Annotated in this window: 12 protein-coding genes; 10 read left to right on the top strand and 2 right to left on the bottom strand. The window is 71.5% G+C overall.

The window, feature by feature from the left end:
- Positions 1–96: 96 nt before the first annotated feature.
- Positions 97–624 (bottom strand): hypothetical protein, encoded by a 528-nt coding sequence (locus HL658_RS10340; protein WP_180282127.1) that lies wholly within the window; start codon positions 622–624, stop codon positions 97–99.
- A gap of 58 nt (positions 625–682) precedes the next feature.
- A complete protein-coding gene (locus tag HL658_RS10335) occupies positions 683–1279 on the bottom strand; it encodes a glycine zipper domain-containing protein (protein WP_180282128.1) in 597 nt (198 codons plus the stop codon).
- Between the two features lie 394 nt (positions 1280–1673).
- On the opposite strand from HL658_RS10335, the gene HL658_RS37965 reads away from it, so the two are divergent.
- From HL658_RS37965 to HL658_RS10285, 10 genes are all read left to right on the top strand, one after another.
- The gene (locus HL658_RS37965; protein ID WP_180282129.1) at positions 1674–2795 is read left to right on the top strand and encodes a VWA domain-containing protein; all 1122 of its coding nucleotides are present in this window, start codon (positions 1674–1676) and stop codon (positions 2793–2795) included.
- 51 nt (positions 2796–2846) lie between these two features.
- Positions 2847–4172 carry a S1 family peptidase gene (locus tag HL658_RS10325; RefSeq protein WP_180282130.1) on the top strand — a complete coding sequence of 442 codons (1326 nt, stop codon included), beginning with the start codon at positions 2847–2849 and terminating at the stop codon, positions 4170–4172.
- Positions 4173–4176: 4 nt separating this feature from the next.
- Positions 4177–5469 (top strand): hypothetical protein, encoded by a 1293-nt coding sequence (locus tag HL658_RS10320; protein WP_180282131.1) that lies wholly within the window; start codon positions 4177–4179, stop codon positions 5467–5469.
- Positions 5470–5551: 82 nt separating this feature from the next.
- A complete protein-coding gene (locus tag HL658_RS10315; RefSeq protein ID WP_180282132.1) occupies positions 5552–8572 on the top strand; it encodes a virulence factor SrfB in 3021 nt (1006 codons plus the stop codon).
- 16 nt (positions 8573–8588) lie between these two features.
- Positions 8589–11285 carry a virulence factor SrfC family protein gene (locus HL658_RS10310; protein ID WP_180282133.1) on the top strand — a complete coding sequence of 899 codons (2697 nt, stop codon included), beginning with the start codon at positions 8589–8591 and terminating at the stop codon, positions 11283–11285.
- 10 nt (positions 11286–11295) lie between these two features.
- Positions 11296–12411: a hypothetical protein gene (locus HL658_RS10305; protein ID WP_180287630.1), complete on the top strand. Its 1116-nt coding sequence runs from the start codon at positions 11296–11298 to the stop codon at positions 12409–12411.
- A gap of 16 nt (positions 12412–12427) precedes the next feature.
- A complete protein-coding gene (locus tag HL658_RS10300; protein WP_180282135.1) occupies positions 12428–14431 on the top strand; it encodes a vWA domain-containing protein in 2004 nt (667 codons plus the stop codon).
- Between the two features lie 7 nt (positions 14432–14438).
- On the top strand, positions 14439–15239 hold the full coding sequence (locus tag HL658_RS10295; protein ID WP_180282136.1) for an ATP-binding cassette domain-containing protein: 801 nt from the start codon (positions 14439–14441) through the stop codon (positions 15237–15239).
- A gap of 5 nt (positions 15240–15244) precedes the next feature.
- Positions 15245–16450 carry an FtsX-like permease family protein gene (locus tag HL658_RS10290; RefSeq protein WP_180282137.1) on the top strand — a complete coding sequence of 402 codons (1206 nt, stop codon included), beginning with the start codon at positions 15245–15247 and terminating at the stop codon, positions 16448–16450.
- Positions 16440–18035, top strand: a complete 1596-nt coding sequence (locus tag HL658_RS10285) for a formylglycine-generating enzyme family protein (RefSeq protein ID WP_180282138.1) — start codon at positions 16440–16442, stop codon at positions 18033–18035. The genes HL658_RS10290 and HL658_RS10285 overlap by 11 nt, the downstream gene beginning before the upstream one ends.
- The last annotated feature ends 11 nt before the right edge of the window (positions 18036–18046 follow it).

Genomic DNA, 18046 nt, shown 5'->3' with positions numbered 1-18046 from the left:
CGGTCCTTGTGAATGGCTGTCCCTTATGCGCGGCTGGCTGCGGTGGTCGGGGTGGATACGCCCTGTGCCGACCGGGAAGAACCTGTGACCGCCGGTTCACTCCACCCGTGGGCCTTGGTTGTAGGCTTCCACGGCCCGGCGCCGGGCCTCCACATCGCGCTCCAGCGCCTCGATCTCCCGTCTCAGCTCCGCGGTGCCGGACGGGTTCGACCGGCTGATCTCCTGGAGCCGGGCATTGGCGGCGGCCAACGCCTCCTGCATCGCCTGCTGCCGGGCCCTTTCCGTCTCGTTGCGCGCCTGGAGCCCGGAAATCTCAAGCTGGAGCCGGTCGAGGTCGCGGCGCGCCTGTGCCGACCGCCGCTGCCATTGGTCCCGGTTCGTCACCAGCTGCTGCGACGTCTGCACGGCGGCGTTCGCGCGCTGCTGCTCCGCGATCTGCTGCGCCCGCAGCTGCTCCAGGTCCGCGCGCGCCTGCGCCAGGTTCGCCTTGAACCCGCCGAAGACCGAGCAGCCCATCGCCGTCGGAAGGTTGTTGACCTTGTTGGGGTCGCACTCCTCGGCCGAGGACGCGCACCCGGCCAGGGTCAGGGCGAGCAGGGCGCTCCACACACGCCACCCCGCCACCCGGCGTCCGGTGCCGGCTGTCCGCGAGACGGGGCGGGACGGATTGGTTCGGAGGGCGTCAGACACCCGCCACCCCCGCGGTGCCTTCCATGGCCCCGAGATACTCCTCAAGCTTGGCAAGTTCCTGGCGCAGCTGATCCCTGGCCCTGGTCAGCGCGACGCGATCGCTTTGGGGCATATTGCCGCGCGCGATGTCGGACTCGATCTCGCCGATCTTCGTGCGCATCCGGTCCGCGGCGGCCCGCGTGTTCTTGATGTCGCGGTTGAGGGTATCGACCCGAGCGGTGAGCTGCGCCTGCGACGCCTGCCCCGATGCCACCTGCCGCTTCAGCCGGTCGATGTCGGCCTTGGCATCGTTGGAAACGCGCTCGGCCGCCAGCCGGGTGTTCTGGGCCTTGGCGATCTCCTCGGTGAGCTTGCTGCGGTCGATCGCCACCTGCGCACCCGCCGCCGCGTATTGTTGCTGCGTCTGGGCGAAATGGTAGCCGGCCACACCGCCGGCGAGGCCACCGGCAACCGCGCCGCCGGCGCAGCCCGCGCCGCGGTTGTTGCTGATGAGCGCGCCGAGCACGCAGCCCAAAACGGCGCCACCGATCGCACCGGCGACGGCGTAATCCGTGGAGTAGTCCGCCAGCGCCTTCTGGTCGGCGTTCATGGACCCACCGCCGGAGCTGGTCGCGCATGATGCGGTGAAGAGGATCGTGGTCAAGACCGCAACGATCTTTAATGCACGCGATCCAATCATATCACCTCTCCAATTGTGGGTCGTGCTAAGCTTGACAAGCGAACCGGCTTGATCGTGCATGATCCAGTGATGTGCATGGTCCGGCATGCGGAGACTGTGTAAGATCCTTCGGCATGTCCGATCCTGACATGCGGAAAATATTCTACATTGATAATAATGCCCGATCAACCGGTCAATCGTGCGTGGAATTTCTGTTGAATTTTCCTCTGCGGCTTGTATACGGGACGAGGATGTCCGCCGGCCCGTCGGGTGCCGGTGGGGCGTCGGACGTGCCCGTTGCCTGATCACGCGATGGAGAAACGCGGTGGCCCAGCTCCGAGCCGGTACCCTGTTGGCGGGCGGGTTGTTCGCGGCGTTCGCCGTGCTGGCCGCGGTCATCGGCTGGCTCACCCTCGCGGCCTGCGGCGTGGCGATTCCGGGCGTCGGCGTGCTGGTGAACAGCTGCGAGGCGCCGTCGATGCCGCAGCAACCCGACCCCGGCGACGCCGAACGGCTGCGGGGCGAGGCGCTGGCGCGCGAACTGGCGCAGATGGAGCGCCGCCTGTCGCTGGCGCCGTCCTGCCCGCCGGTGGCTGCGGCCCCGCCGCCTCCCGCTCCGCCGCCGCCCGTTCCGCCACCGGTGCCGCCGGTCGCCGAAGCCCCGCCACCCCCACCTCCTCCCCCGGCGGAGCGGCCGGCCGCTCCGCCACCGCCCGCTCCGCCGCCACCGCCAGCCCAGGTCTGCGGCGTCAAGCGCTCGGACAGCGTGGTGCTGCTGCTCGACGTCTCCAAGAGCATGCAACTCTCCTACGACGTGCCGGCCGCGACGGAAAGCCGCTTCTACGAGCTCATGGAATCCATCAAGTCGGGTTCCTTCCTCGAGCGGCTGGCCGCGATGCCGATGGCGAGCGCCCTGGAGCGGGAGATGGAGGCCGTCCCCGGACCGCGGCGGATCACGCTCGCCAAGGACGCGCTGACATCCCTCGTGGATGCCGCCTCCCAAAACGTGGCGTTCGATTTCGTCACCTTCGCTCCCTGCGGTCCGCCGCAGCACCGCGGCCATTACCCGGCCGACCGCCGGGCGGAGTTGAAGCAGGCCATCCGGAACACCGCTCTGAACGATTCCACCTCCCTGGCCGAAGCGATCCGGGCGCTGCCGTCGCTGGTCGCCCGCCGGTCGGCGGGCCAGGGTCAGGCCATCAACGTGGTGCTGGTGTCCGACGGCTTCGATAGTTGCGGCGGCGACCCCTGCGCCGCCGCCGCCGCCGTGGAGCGGCAGAGGTCGGACATCGACATCAACGTCGTCGCGGTCAGCCGGGCCATCGAGGGGCTGAACTGCATATCCCGCAACACGGGCGGCAAGTTCTTCCAGCCCCGCGACACGTCGCAGGTCGCCCAGCTGCTCGCCCGGGCGGCGGGGCAGGCGTCGCCCGATTCGTGCCGCTGAACCGGTCGGCGATCCAGGAATGAAGACAGGCGCACAGGAAGGGATCGGATCATGACCGCGAACGGCTCCGGCGGCACTTCGGACACCGACAAGGGCGGCCCCGCGACGGGCGTGCCGCCGGTCGCCGGTGCGGACGGGCGTCTGCTGGTGGCCGTCGAGCCGGCACGGCCATGGCTGCCGGCGGCGGTGGTCACCCTGGTCGCCGTGGTCGTGCTCCTGATCCTCGTGATCCCCGGCGTGCTGCGCTACCCGGCGCCGGCCGAGCCGCCGCCCGCGCCGGACCGGACGGCGGTCGATGCCCAGCGCCAGAGCAACCGTGCGCTCGAGGACCGCATCGCCAGCCTGCGCCGGCTGCTCGATGCCGGCGTCTGCGTCGCTGACGGCAACTTCCAGCTTCCCCCCAACGCGCCGGGGGCGCAGTCGCTGGCCCCGGAGGACCGGGCCGCCATCCCGCCCCCGCCGCCGGAGCGCACCCCGGCCCCCACCGCACCGGCGGCGGACGGACAGCCGTTCAACGGCTCGCTGCTCGATCTCCTCGACCGCTCGACCGTCCTGGTGCTGCAGACCGACGCGCAGGGCAAGATGATCGGCTCCGGCACCGGCTTCATCGTCGCTCCCGGCAAGATCCTGACGAACCGCCACGTCGTCGAGGGGGAGACGGGCAACCGCCTCCATGTGGTGAACCGGGCGGTCGGCGCCGTGCAGGCCCGCGTGATCGCCGAAAGCCCGGCCGGCACCCCCGGATCGCCCGACTTCGCGCTTCTCGGCATCGAGCGCGCCGACCGCGGGGTGCCGCTGGGGTTCGCGCCGCCGGCCGAGCGGCTGGTGAACGTCGTCGCCGCCGGTTTCCCCGGCATGGTCCTGGCGACCGACGAGCGCTTCCGCAAGCTGCTGTCGGGAGAGGCCGACGAGGCGCCGACCGCGTCGGTGACCGAAGGCGTCATCACCGCGGTGCAGCAGGGCAACGGCACCAACATCGTGCTGCACACCGCCCAGATCACGCCCGGCAACAGCGGCGGCCCGCTGGTGGACCGCTGCGGACGGGTGGTCGGCATCAACACCTTCATCCTGGCGCGCGAGGAAGGGCGGCTGAACTACGCGCTGGCGTCCGCGGACCTCGTGCGGTTCCTGGCCGCGCAGAACGTGCCCGTCACAGCGTCGACCGCGCCGTGCTCGCCGCCGGCGCCGGGGACGCAAGGGCAGGCCACGGCCCCGACGGCCCCGGGCACGCCCGCGGCACCCCCGGCGGCGAATCCCCCGGCGACCAGCCCCCCGGCGACCAGCCCGCCCGCCGCCGCTCCGGCCAATCCCGCCGGCCGGCCGGCGCCGGCACCGCCGGCTCCCGCCCAGCGGCCGGGCGCCGCCAAGCCGGAGTAGCGGCATGACGCGCCGGCCGATCGCCGAAACCACCCTCACCGGATTGCGCCCCACCGGCGTGGCGGGGCGCCGGGTCCTGGAATGCTGGGACCAGATCGACGGCTATCTGCGCGGCGGTCCCGGCGACGAGCTGGCCGATCTGTTCGCCGAGCCGGTGATCCAGGGCGGCCGCATCGTCTGGTTCGCGCCGGAAGGCGGTGCCGTCCAACGCTTCGGCGAGCTCGACGCGGACGGTCAGGAGGCGCTGCGCACAGCACTCTCCGACCGGCTGTCCCGGCTGGCCGAGGAGACGTCCCGGCTCGTCCGCTCCTCCAGCGCCGCCGCCCGTCTCATCGGCGAGACGCTGGAGCGCGCCCAGCAGGTGCCCGACCCGGTCGAGGACAGCCTGTTCGCCGTCGATGGCCGGCCCGTCCTGATCAACTGGAGCATGGAGCCGGAGGGACGGCCGCCGCCGGTCGAGCCTCTGAAGGAGTTCGTGCGGCGCGCCCGCGACCCGGAGCCGGTGGTGCCGGCGGGTTCCGGGGGGGTGCAGCCCGCGGGACCGCAACCCGCCGATACGGCGCCGGTCCAGCCTGTGCTGGCGCAGCCGGTGGTGCTGGCCATCCGGCGGCCCCTGCCGTGGTGGTGGCTGCTGTGGCTGCTTGCCGCGATCACCTTCGCCGCCATCTACCACATCCTGCTGCTGGGCTGCGGGCTGTGGGGCGGCGGCGGGCTGGTCGATTACTGCCCGGCGCCCGTGTCCGCCGCACCGCCTTCGCCCCCGCCATCGCCGGAGGATACGACGACGCAGGCGTTGCTGGCCGAGATCGCGCAGCTCGAACAGCGTCTCAACCGAGCGCCGCGCTGCCCCGCACCGCCGGCCGCGACCCCGGCCCCGCCGCCCGCCACCCCGAAACCGCCCGACGAGTTCGAGCGCCGCATGGGGGAATCGGGTGCCGCGTCCGGGGAGCTGACCATCACCCTGATCTGGAACACCCCGTCCGATCTGGACCTGTTCGTCATCTGCCCGTCGGGGGCGGTGGTGGGCTTCAACAACACCCAGGCCTGCGGCGGCCGGCTCGACGTCGACGCCAACTACAACAACGTCGTGCCGAACCCGGTGGAGAACATATACTTCGCCGGTGCGAACCTGGAGCGGGGGACCTATCAGGTCGTGGTCAAGAACAACCTGCAGCGTGGCTCGCAGACAACCCCCTTCCAGGTCCGGGTGAAGAAGGGGACCAGCACCACCTATCACGACGGCGTGGCGCCGACCAACTCGCGGCAGATCAACGTCACCACCACGACCATGCCATGAGGACGCCGGAAGCGGCTCCGGGCAGTCGGCCGCCGGCGGCGGCCCCACCCCGGCCATGCGAGACGAGGGAGACGCGCGCATCATGCTGAAGGGCTTGTTCCGCTGGCAGAAGGGAAGCGTCGTCACCCTGATCCCCAACACGGGCATCCAGTTCCTGGATTTCGGGGTGACCCCGGCGTTGGCGGGATCGGTGCAGCAACCTTTCTTCTGCGAGCAGCGGCCCGCGGAGCGCGACGCCGACGGGCGGGTGGCCGAGGTGCTGCACCGGGTCCACCATGACGCGGAGCGCAACCCCCACTACCGCGACTCCGCCACGGGCCGGACCATGCCGGCATCGGAGGACGACGTCTTCACCGTTCGCGGCGACCGCGCGCTGGACACGCTGGCCGGGCGCTGGCTGCCCGCCCCGGTGCTGCGCATCCGCGAGGACGGCGCCTTCGCCGAGGGGCCCTGGAACTGGGCACGCCTGTTCGTGACGCGGCTGGCCGAGCCCGACGAGGACGGCAACCTCTGGCGCGTCACTCTGGCGCTGGACACGCTGCTGGCCGAACGGCCGGGCGACGGCCGCTACGTCATGCCCGAGCCGCGCGACGCCTCCGACATGGCGCTCTTCGGTCTGGCGACCGAGTTCGACGACGTGAATCCCTTCATGCGGACGGACTGGGTGCGTGGCTGGTTGCGCGATGTCTATCTGCAGGCAGAGAGCGCCCGGCGGGGCGGGCGCCGGGTGACGCAGGACGACCTGCCGCGCGCCGGCATCCATTGGGCGACCTTCTCGACGATCCTGCAGGTGATGGGCGCGCAGGAGCGTCAGGACCGCCCCGACGGCGCGCCCGCCGGCCCGCTGGTGCCGCGCCTGCGCCTGCTCGACGAGAGCCCCTATCTGCGCGACGCCAAGCCGGTCCCGGTCAACCTCGTCATCGACATCGGCAACAGCCGCACCTGCGGCATCCTGATCGAGGAGGCGGTGGAGGGCGCGCAGCGGCTGGACATCAGCCAAGCCTACCGGCTGGAGCTGCGCGACCTGTCCAACCCCGCCCACACCTGCAGCGACCCGTTCGAGAGCCGGGTGGAGTTCCACACCGCCAGCTTCAATTTCGGCGCCTATTCGCGGATTTCCGGGCGGCCGAAGCGGGATGCCTTCTGGTGGCCGACCCCGGTGCGAGTGGGGCCGGAGGCCGCGTGGCTGGGTTCGCTCACCGACGGCACCCAGGGCCGCAGTGGCCTGTCCAGTCCAAAACGTTATCTCTGGGACCGGCTGGAACGACCGACGCCGTGGGTGAACAACGGCGGGCTGCTGGCGCCGGGGGAGCGCGTGCCCCCGATCAAGGGGCCGATGCCCAGCCGGCTGACGCAGCGGGGCGAGCCGCTGCGGCCGGAGGATGTGCCGGCCATGAAGCCCAGCTACTCGCGCGGCTCGCTCTACATGCTGATGCTGGCCGAGATCGTCGCCCACGCGCTGATCCAGATGAACGCCCCGTCCGTCCGGGTCCACCGCCCGCGCAGCGACGAGCCGCGGCAGTTGCGGCGCATCATCCTGACCGTCCCCTCGGCGACGCCGGTGGCCGAGCAGAAGGCGCTGAAACGCTGGGCCAAGAACGCGCTCGACCTGCTCTGGCAGGTGATGGAGTGGGACCCGAAGCACCCGCTGCGCAGCCGGCCGGAGCTGAAGCTGGACTGGGACGAGGCGACGGCGACCCATCTGGTCTATCTCTACAACGAGATCGCCCAGAAGGCGCAGACGGCACCCAGCGACTTCTTCACCATGATGCGGCGGAACCGGCAGACCGCGACCCGGCATCCGATGCTGCGCATCGCCAGCATGGACATGGGCGGCGGCACCACCGACCTGATGATCATCCAGCACGAGGTGACCGACGGCGACCGCACCATCCTGCCCCGCCAGATCTTCCGGGAGGGCTTCCGGCTCGCCGGCGACGACGTGGTGAAGCAGGTGATCGAGAGCGAGGTGCTGCCCTGCCTGCGCCGCGCGCTGGCCGACGCGGGCGTCGTCAACCCCGACCATTTCCTGGCCGAACGCTTCGGCGGCGACCGCGAGGGCATGGCCCAGCAGGACCGCACCCTGCGCGCCCTGTTCGTCAACCAGGTGCTGCGCCCCGCCGCCCTGGCGCTGCTCGCCCGCTTTGAGTCGGCCGGGCGGCGCGACGACCAGCCGGTGGTGCTGCGGCTGGCCGATGTGCTTCCCGCCGACCGCCAGCCGCGCGAGGCGGTGCTGGGCTATGTGACGGAGGCGGCGCGGCGGGCCGGTGCCGCCGGCTTCGCGCTGGACCAGTTCGTGATCGAAACACGGTTCAGCAATCTGGCGCGCACCATCCTGGGCGTGGTGCGGCCGATGCTGACCGACCTCTGCGACGTGGTGCGCGCCTACGACTGCGACATCCTGCTGCTGGCCGGCCGGCCGTCCCGGCTGCCGGTGATCAAGGACGCCATCGTCGGGCAGGCGCCGGTGCCGCCGGGCCGGATCATCGCCATGGACACCTACGCCGTCGGCAACTGGTACCCCTTCAACTCGCCGACGGGCCGCATCGAGGACCCCAAGACCACCGCCGCCGTCGGGGCCATGCTCTGCCAGGTGTGCGAGGGGCAGGTCGAGGGCATCCTGGTGCGCACCAGCGAGCTGCGGATGCGCTCCACCGCCCGCTACATCGGGGTCATGGAACGCAACGACCAGATCCGGGCGCAGAAGCTGCTCTACACCGACATCGACCTCGATCGGCGCGGGGCGCCGCGCGGCCACTCCGTCACGGTGACCCCGCCGGCCTTCATCGGCTACCGCCAGCTGCCGCTCGAGCGGTGGAAGACGACCCCGCTGTATTTCCTGGATTTCCGCAACCTCCGCCGGGTGGCGTCGCTGCGCATGCCGCTGACGGTGACGCTGGAACGGGTGGACGCCGACGACGATGAAGGGGCCGCGGAGGATTTCACGCTGCGCGAGGCCAGGGACGCGGCCGTCGGGGACGTGGCCAGCGAGGACGTGACCCAGGATCTGCGGCTCGTCTTCCAGACGATCCGTGTCGACCGCGACCAGGAGGCCGGCTACTGGCTCGACAGCGGCGTCCTGAACACGAGCTGGCAGAGCTGAGGGGAGGCGTCGGTCGATGGTGCGGGAAAAGGACGAAGCCCTCGGCAAAGCCTGCCGGAGTGTGCTCGACGCCGCCGGCGAGGCGCTGGGCTGGGTGGCCGACAACGCCAAGCTGGTGGGACCGGCGCGCGCCGGGATCGAACGCGCCCTCAAGCGCAACATCGTGGAGGCGCGGCGGCTCGGGACCGCCGCGGTGCGCCCGATGTCGGCCGCCGTGTTCGGCCCCAGCCAGGCCGGCAAGTCGTTCCTGATCGGCAAGTTCATCACGCCGCCGCAGCAGCCGGCCATGGCGGTGTTCGGATCGGGGGCGGAGCAGGAGAAGCTCGACTTCCTCACCCAGGTCAACCCGCAGGGGGGGAAGGAGACCACCGGGCTGGTCACCCGCTTCACCCTGAAACCCGCGGCGACGCCGCCCGGTTTTCCGGTCGTGCTGCGCATGCTGCGCGAGGTCGATCTGGTGAAGATCCTGGCCAACACCTTCCTGTTCGACCTGTCCGGCACCTACGAGACGCGCGCGCCGCTCTCCGCCGCCTGGGTCGGCCGGCTGGTGGAGGAGATGGAGCGGTCCGCCGCTCCGGCTCCGACCGCAGCCAGGGGGCTGAGCACCGAGGACGTGCTGGAGCTGCGCGACTACATGGAGGTGTCGCTTGCCCCGCACCCCTATGTGCAGCTCGCCGACGTGTGCGAGGCCTATTGGCCGGCCATGGAATCGCTGCTGCCGCGCCTGTCCGGGGAGGCCAGGGTGCGCGCCCTGTCGCCGCTGTGGGGTGGGCTTCCGGAGTTCGACCAGCTCTACGCCGAGCTGAAGCAGGCGCTCGACCTGCTGGGCCATCCGGCGGAGGCCTTCGCGCCGATGGAGGCCATCCGCGACACCGCGGCGGGCATCCTGCATGTCGACCGCATCTACGAGCTGTCCCTGACCGACGGGCCGGGCGCGCAGCCGGTGCGGCTGGCCGTCGGCGGCGGGTCGCCGGTGACGCTGCGCAAATCGGTGGTGACGGCGCTGACCCTGGAGCTCCGGGTGACGCTGGACACCGCACCCTGGCCGTTCCTGAACCACACCGACCTGCTGGACTTTCCCGGCGCGCGCTCGCGCGAAGCCAGCACGGTGGAGCGGTACCTGCGGCGCCCCTACAAGGCCGGGGCGGAGAAGCCGCCGCGGGAATACTGCTTCCTGCGCGGCAAGGTGGCGACGCTGTTCGACAACTACGTCGCCGACCTCGATTTGAACACCATGATGCTGTGCATCCCCGACAGCAACCTCGAGGTCCGCAAGCTGCCGGAGCTGGTCGAGGGCTGGGTGGGCAAGACACACGGCGCATCGCCGGCCGATCGCGCCGGCCGCTCCACCAGCCTGCTCTTCTGCATGACCAAGTGCGACCGGATGTTCGACCTGTCGGCCGGCGCGTCCCTGGTGCAGCAGGTGGAGAACCGCTTCCGCACCAACTTCGACGACTTCCCGGGATGGACCCGGGAATGGCACCCCGGTCGCCCCTTCGACAACACCTTCCTGCTGCGCAACCCGAAGGCCGTCGAGCAGCCGAACGTCTTCGTCTACCACGGACCGCCCGCCGACCGGGTGGTGCGCGACGAGACCGCGCTGACCGCCGATTTCAAGGACCGGCTGCTGCCGGCCTTTCATCGGGCGCTGGACGAGAACCGGACGGTGCAGACCCATGTCGGCGACCTCGACCGCAAGGTGGAGGCGCTGCTGGCGCTCAACGACGGTGGCACCTCCTATCTGGCCCAGGCGCTGTCCCCGGTGTGCGACCCCGACCTGAAGCACGCGCAGATTCAGCCGCGCCTGCGCCTGCTGGCGTCGGAGACGGAGGCGATGCTGGCCGCCTATCACGACGACGACGACATCGAACAGCGCGTGACGCGGCGGATCGAGAGGGCCAAGACCGCGATCCGCGCCATGGTGGGCACGGTGAACCCGCCGCTCGGTCTGCTCATCGCCGAACTGTGCGTGGACGAGGCGGCGTTGCGGCAGGCCTATCTGGAGTTCGCACGGCGCGACCGCGCTTCGGCCGACGGACCGGCCGCACCCGTCACCGCCGATCCGGCGTCCGACGATTTCGGGATCGATCTCGACGCCCTCGATCTCGGGCCGCTGGATCTCGGGCCGCCCAAGGCCGCGAAGCCGGCCCAGCCCGCGCGACCGCGCGAATCCTATGGCCGCGCCGCGGTCGGGCGTTGGCTCGACGGTCTCCTCCGCAAGACCGCCGATCCCACCCTCACCAGCCGCTTCGGCCTGACGCCGGAACAGTTCCAGGTCTTCGTGGAGGAGCTGGAGGGTGGCGGTCGCCGGCTGCGTCTGGCGGAGCGCATCGACCGGCACACCGACCGCGTGATCGCCTACCGTCAGCCGCTGGCCTCGACCGCGGCGGCGGTGGCCTTGGGGGCGGGCGTCATCATCAACGACTTCATCGCCGACGCGGGCCGCCGCCTGATGGAGGAGGATCCCGACCCCGAGCTGGCGGCGCGCGCGCGGGCCGCCTTCACCCCGCCGCCGCAACTGGCCCCGGGCGACATGCCGGACCTGCCGGTGGACGAGGCGGGGGCGTCGGCCGCGCGCCGGACCTATCCGACGGAATGGGCGCGGGCCTTCCTGACCCTGACCCGCGAAAACGCGTCGTCCAGCGACGGTATCCTGGTCGATCCCGAGCAGAACGGCCGGCTCGGCCGCATCCTGACGGCCCTGCGCGTGTGAGGAACGGCCGATGCCGATGATGCCCTACGAGATCAAGGACGACCCCGCCTATCCCGGCGGCGGCGTCGCCGCCGTGGTCGTTCCCGCCGCCGCCGGCCGGGCTCGGGGTACGGTGGACGTGGTCATCGCGCAGGACGACCCGGAATGCCCCTTCCTGGGCCCGGCCGGCTGGCAGTCGATCGAGTACCGCTGGACGTCCGGGCCGGTACGGGCCGAGGGCTCGGACCTGATCGTCCCGCTGGGGGAACGGGTCACCGCCCAGATCGAGGACTTCACGCCGCTGCGCATCACGCTGCCGGGCCTGAAGCTCACCGGCCAAGTGGTCTGGCAGGGCATCACCCCGCCGTCCACGAGCGGCACCGCGCCCGTCAACACCGGGGGATCCTCCGGCTCGTCCTTCATCAACCCACCGACCGATCACGACGATCCGCCGCCCCCGCCGCCCCCGCCGCCACCACCACCTCCTCCTCCTCCTCCTCCTCCTCCTCCTCCTCCTCCTCCTCCTCCTCCTCCTCCTCCTCCTCCTCCTCCTCCTCCTCCTCCGCCGCCGCCGCCGCCTCCGCCGCCGCCTCCGCCACCCCCGCCGGGTGGGGACGATGACGAGGATGATGGGAAGGGGGGGCTTCCGTGGCGGCGCATCGGTTCGGTGCTGATGGCCGTGGTGGTGCTGGCGCTCGCGGTGCTCTGGTATGTGGGCGCCTTTGAACGGGATGACCCGACCGAGCAGCGTGTGGCGGATGAACCGGTCGTTCCGCCGCCGCCGCCAGCCCCCGAATCGGCTGCGCAGCGGTTCGCGCGCGCCAGCGAGGCGATCCGGGCCGGCAACCCGGACGCGGCTGCGGGTCTGCTCCACCAATTGGAGACGGAGGGGCATGGGCCGACGCTCCTGCTCCTGGCGGAGGCGATCGACTCCATCGATTTCACGCCGGGCCTGTACACGGCGCCGAACGACATCGCGGCGATCCAGTTCTACGCCCGCGCCTGCGCCGGGCCCGAGCGGCAGGCGGCGCTCTCCGGGTTGCAGCGGCTGGGAACGGCCCTGCGCGCCCGCGCGAACGAGGGCGACGCGGTGGCCGAGCAGCTCGTGACCATGCAGGTGCCGGATGCCATGGCGAAATGCCGTTGAGCGGGGAGGGGAAGCCGTGATCGCTGGAGTGTTGCGAACCGTCGCACTGGCCGTCCTGCTGGCCATGGCCGTCCCGTCCCAGGTGGGGGCGCAGACCGTCCGTCCATTGCAGTTGGAGGGCGTGCAGGGTCTGGACATGCGCGTGCTGACGCGGGCCGATGCGCGGCTCCTGCCGCAGGCCGGCGGAAGCGGCGGGACCTTGCAGCCCCCCTTCACGCATTTCTACGTGTTCGAGAAGGCCGCGGTGGCCGGCAAGGGATGGCTGCGCGTCGGCGCCAACCGCCTGCGCCCGCCGACCGGCTGGATCGCCGAGGATCAGACGGTGCCCTGGCGACAGGCCGTCTGTCTGTCCTTCAACCTGTCGACGACCCGACAGCCGGTCCTGTTCTTCGACCAGCGGCCCAAGCTCGACGCGCTCCTCACCGATCCGCAGCGGGCCGACCGCGCCACCGCGCTGGTCCGCGACGCGCAGGCGAACCGGACGGCGCCGGACAGCGGCGTGATCGCCCTGGAGCCGCGCCCCGTCCACGATATACGGACGCGTTTCTATCTGCTCCCGATCCTCGACGTCGCCGAGGTGCAGGTGCCGGGGGTGCGGCGGCGCGGCGGCAGCAAGGAGGTGAAGGTCGCCTCCCTGTCCCTGCCCCTTCCCAACGAAGCGCCGGAGGTGTCGCCGCAGCAAGCCCTCAACGAGTTCAAGATCGGGGTCGTCTTCGTCATCGACACCACGATCTCCATGCAGAAATACATCAACCGGACGCGCAAGACGGTGAACAACATCGTCGAACGCATCCGCCGTTCCGCCATCCGCGATCAGGTCACCTTCGGGCTGGTCGGCTTCCGCGACGGGCTGGACGGCAGGCCGGAGACGGCGGACGACTATGTCACCAGGGTCTTCCACCCCCTCAGGCCGAACTTCGACCCGACCACCTTCGCCGCCGCCCTCGACGGCATGAAGGAGGCGTCGACCAGCAATCCCGGCTTCGTGGAGGACGGCATGGCGGGTGTCCAGGCGGCCATGAAGATGGAGGGCTGGGACAACTACCAGGGGCGCTACATCGTCCTGATCACCGACGCCCCGCTGCGGGAGGCCGGCGACCCGCGCAGCTCCACCAAGGTCTCCGTCGAGGACGCGGTGGCCGCCGCGAACACGCCCGACCGGCCGACCGCGATCGTGCCCATCCTGTTGAAGACCCCGGAAGGCGCCGAGCACCACGCCGAGGCCGAGCGCCAATTCGGCCGGCTGTCGCTGTTCCGGCCCATCAACCGGCCGCTCATGGTCCCGATTCCCGGCGGCGAGCTGGACCGCTACGGCCAGAACATCGACCAGACGGTCGATGACATGGTGCGCATGATCGAAGCGGCGCGCCAGGGGCAGGCGGCGAACACCGTCCCACCGGCTCCGGGTGGTGCATCGGCGAACATCCTCGACGCCGGCTACGCGATGCAGCTCGCGTGGCTGGGCAACCGGCGCAACGTGGGAGTCCCCAGCATCGTGGAAGGGTGGGCGGCGGATTTCGATCCGGCCGATCCGGCGGCCCGCCCGTCCTTCAACATCCATGTGCTGCTGACGCGCAACCAGCTCAACGAGCTCTATCAGGCGCTGGACTCGATCTCGCGGGCCGCCACCGCGCGGGTCGACACGGCGGGTGGAAGCCGGTCCTTCGTGACCCAGCTCCGGCACATCCTGTCGACCGCGCAGACCGACCCGGCGACCCTGCAATCGCTCGACCCCAACCTCGCGACCCGCGTTCCCAGCCCCGACGAGATCCGCACGCTGGGCGACCTCGTGTCCGGCTACGTCACCCATCTGCCCTACCGCAGCGCCCTGCTGACGCAGCCGCCCCAGGCGCTGGATCAGGCCAGCAACCAGCAGATCTATGAGCTGCTGACCGACATCCGGTCGAAGCGGCAGATGTACCGCGACTTCTACCAGGACCGTAACCGCTGGACGCTGCTCAACCCCGCCGCCGGTTTCGAGGAGGCGGTCTACCCGGTTCCCCTGGAACTCATGCCGTGAGGCGGGCGTGGCCGCACCCTTCATCGACATCGACGGCCTGCGCGCCGTCCGCGTGGACAAGGACCGACGATTCCAGCTTTCGGTTCCACGCTTCCGCCTGTCGTCCGGCGACCGCGTCGCCATCATCGGACCGAGCGGCAGCGGGAAGAGCACCTTCGTGGAAACCGTCGCCTGCGCGCGGGCACCGGCCTCGGCGGTGCGGTTCCTGGTGCGTGGCCGCGGGCAGGGCGGGGAAGCGGGGGCGGCGATGGACGTGGCCGAGGCCTGGGCCAGGGGGCGCGAGGACGCGCTGACCCGCCTGCGGTCGCGGACCTTCGGCTACGTCCATCAGGCGGGCGGGCTTCTGGCCTTCCTGTCGGTGCGCGCCAACATCGCCCTGACCCAGCGCCTGTCCGGCCGGTCCGATCCGGGCCTCATCGAGGAGCTGGGTGCGGCGCTCGGCATCCGCGCCCTGTTCGCGAGTGCGCCCGCCCAACTGTCGGGCGGCCAGCGCCAGCGCGTGGCGATCGCCCGCGCGCTGGCCCACCGCCCCCTGGTCGTGGTCGCCGACGAGCCGACGGCGTCGCTCGACCGCAGGAACGCCGCGACCGTCATGCGGCTGCTGGCCGACGCGGCGGCGTCCGCCGGGGCGGCGCTGCTGGTGGCGACGCACGACGAGGCGCTGGCCGCGGAATTCGGGTTCACCATCATCGGAATGCACGACGATCCCGACCATGACGGCGGCCCGGATGGCAGCCCGGGGCGCGGTGACGACAGCGTGCAGGCGGTGGCCCTTACCCCGTTTCCGGCAGTCCGGGGCGACCGATGAGCGGCATGCGGACGGCCGTCTGGCTGGGCTTGCGCGATCTGCTGCACGATCGCGCCGGATTCGCCACGCAGGTGCTGGCGCTGGTCGCCGTGCTGGTGCCGCTGCTGGTGCTCTACAGCCTGCGCGTCGGGGTCATCGGCTCCCTGGTCGCGCAGTTGTCCGAGGATCCGCGCAACCGGCAGATCGCGGTCACCCGGCAGGGGCATTTCCCGCCCTCCTTCTTCGACGAGCTGCGCCGGGACGGGCGGGTCGGCTTCGTGGTCGGCCATGCCTCGCCCATCGCCCGCGAGGTGGCGTTCACCAAGGCGGTGCAGGGTGTGGCACCGCGGGCGGAGGGGATCGTGCTCGGCAGCGGTCCCGGCGACCCGCTCCTGGGGCGGCGCCTGACCGCCCCCGGCCGCTTCCAGGCCGTGCTGACGCGGGCGCTGGCGACGCGCCTCGACGCCGCGGTCGGCGACCGCGTCGTGCTGGGCGCCCTGCGGACGATCGACGGCCGGGACGAGGAGCTGGCCCTGCCGCTCACCGTCACCGGGATCATGGACCCGGCGCTGTGGGAGGGTGAAGGCGCGCTGCTGGCCGACGAGACCCTGGCGGCGGTGGAGCAGTGGCGGGACGGGACGGCGGTGCCGGCTTTCGGCTGGACGGGGGTGGAATCGGCCGTGCCCTTCGCCTACCGCAATTTCCGCCTGTACGCCCGCGACCTGCCGGCGCTGCGCTCGCTCCATCTGGAGCTGACGGCGGGCGGCCTGTCGGTGAGCGCCCCCCGCCTGAAGGAGTTCGAGAACATCATGGGCCTGAACAGCGCGCTCGGCCTGATCTTCGGGATCATCGCGACGGCGGGCGGCATCGGGTTCCTGCTGTCCTTCGGCGCCACGCTCTGGGGCAATGTGGAGCGCAAGCGGCAGGCGCTGTGCGTCCTGCGCCTGCACGGGTTGCTGCGCCGGGACGCCGCGCTGTTCCCGGTGGCGCAGGCGGTGGCGGTGGTCACGATCGGCTGGGGGCTGGCCTGGCTGCTGCTCGCCGTCGCCGCGGAAGCGTTGAACCGCAGCCTCGCCGGTTCGATCCGGGTCGATGGCGCCATCAGCCGGCTGGACCCGCATCAACTGGGAATCGCCTTCGCGGCGACCGTGGCCGTCGGCCTTCTGGCCTCGACGGCCGCCGCGTGGCGCGTCACCCGCATCGAACCGGGGGAGGGTATCCATGGTCTCTGAACGCTGGTCGATACCGGGCTTGGCCGTGCTGGTCCTGGCCCTCGGCTGGGCCGGTTCCGGCCAGCGCGCGGCGGCAGCCGATCCGCCGCCCCGGCCGCCGGAGGCGGCGAAGCCTACGGCCTGGCCACCGGAAGCGGCAAACCCGGAACCGGCTCCCGGCGATTACACCCTGCCGATGCCCTGCGGCGGCTCCATGGTGTTTCGGCGGATCGACACCTTCGTCGGCCCCGGCTGGATGGCCGACCAGCGCATCCGCATGGGCAGCACCGATCCGGTCTTCGCCGCGTCCGAGGATCTCCGCTTCGAGCGGCTGGTCGGCGGGTTCTCGGACCAGGGCGACCCGCGGCGGCGCTTCTACTACATCGGCAAGTACGAGGTGACCGTCGGCCAGTTCGCCACGCTGATGGGCGAGGGGTGCCGCCCCCCGAATGCCGACGACGCCGTGCCGAAGGACGGGATCACCTGGTTCGAGGGGCTGGAGTTCGGCCAGCGCTATTCGCACTGGCTGCTCACCAACGCCCGTGACCGGCTGCCGACGGAGGACAAGGTCCCCGGCTTCGTCCGCCTGCCGACCGAAGCCGAGTGGGAGTATGCCGCGCGCGGCGGGTCGCTGATCCAGCCGGCGCAGGAACTCGCCCGCCTCTTCCCCATGGAGGGGCCGGTGACCGACTACGCCTGGATCGCCGGGCAACAGTCCTGCAACGGACAGACCCAATACATCGGCGGCCGCAAGCCCAACCCGGTCGGGCTGCACGACGTGCTCGGCAACGTCGCGGAGATGACCATCGACCTCTACCGCGGGACGGCCCCGCAGCGGCTGCATGGCCAGCCCGGCGGCTTCGTGGTGCGTGGCGGTTCCTGCCTGACGCCGGAGCGGCTGGTCCGCGTGTCCGACCGCCACGAGGAACCGCTGCACGATCCGGCCACGGGGCAGGCCCGTCGCGCACCCTTCGTCGGTCTGCGGCTGGTGATCGGTGCGCCGGTGAACACCAGCGTTGCGAAGACCGAGCAGCTCCAGCGCTCCGCCGCGGAGCTGCGCTCGTCGCAGGCGGCACCCCAGGTCGCCGGCTCCGGCGATCCGGTCGCGGCGTTGCGCAAGCTCGCCGCCGACGCCGACCGCCCCGCCGACGCGGAGCGGCTGAGCCGGCTGGCTTCCGACATCGCCGCCGAGCTCGACCGCAAGCGCGAGGCGGAGGCCGACGGCGCGCGGATGGCGGTGATGAGCGGGGCCGTCCTGATGCGCGGTTACCGGTTCGAGATGGATGAGGTGAACCGCCGCCAGCGGGCGCTCCCCAACCTGCCGGAAAGCATGCGTCCGTCGGCCCAGGCGGGCATGGACGACTGGAAGCGGCGCGCCGACCGCAGCGCGCAAGCCTACCTGTCGCTGCTGGTGTCCGCCACCGACACCTACGGGCCGGCGCTGCTGCGCTCCCAGCTGCCACGCGTCTCCGACGCGCTGCGCCATGAGAGCGCCACCAAGCTGATCGAGATGGCCGGCCGGTTCGTGGCCCAGAGCGAGCGCTATGGCGCCCGCCGGATTTCCGACATCAACGAGCTGCTGGTCGAGGCCCTGCTGCCGCTGTGATCCCGGAACAT

Origin of the sequence: Azospirillum oleiclasticum, from assembly GCF_013423485.1 — a bacterium.
GTDB classification, from domain to species: domain Bacteria; phylum Pseudomonadota; class Alphaproteobacteria; order Azospirillales; family Azospirillaceae; genus Azospirillum; species Azospirillum oleiclasticum.
Note: the sequence above shows the minus strand (reverse complement) of the source record. Positions and strands in the feature narration are given on the sequence as shown.

Bases quoted from the DNA above. Each gene is read 5' to 3' on its own strand.
- HL658_RS10335 (WP_180282128.1), bottom strand. From the start codon at position 1,279: ATGAACGCCGACCAGAAGGCGCTGGCGGACTACTCCACGGATTACGCC.
- HL658_RS10325 (WP_180282130.1), top strand. From the start codon at position 2,847: ATGACCGCGAACGGCTCCGGCGGCACTTCGGACACCGACAAGGGCGGC.
- HL658_RS10320 (WP_180282131.1), top strand. From the start codon at position 4,177: ATGACGCGCCGGCCGATCGCCGAAACCACCCTCACCGGATTGCGCCCC.
- HL658_RS10315 (WP_180282132.1), top strand. From the start codon at position 5,552: ATGCTGAAGGGCTTGTTCCGCTGGCAGAAGGGAAGCGTCGTCACCCTG.
- HL658_RS10310 (WP_180282133.1), top strand. From the start codon at position 8,589: ATGGTGCGGGAAAAGGACGAAGCCCTCGGCAAAGCCTGCCGGAGTGTG.
- HL658_RS10305 (WP_180287630.1), top strand. From the start codon at position 11,296: ATGCCGATGATGCCCTACGAGATCAAGGACGACCCCGCCTATCCCGGC.
- HL658_RS10290 (WP_180282137.1), top strand. From the start codon at position 15,245: ATGCGGACGGCCGTCTGGCTGGGCTTGCGCGATCTGCTGCACGATCGC.
- HL658_RS10285 (WP_180282138.1), top strand. From the start codon at position 16,440: ATGGTCTCTGAACGCTGGTCGATACCGGGCTTGGCCGTGCTGGTCCTG.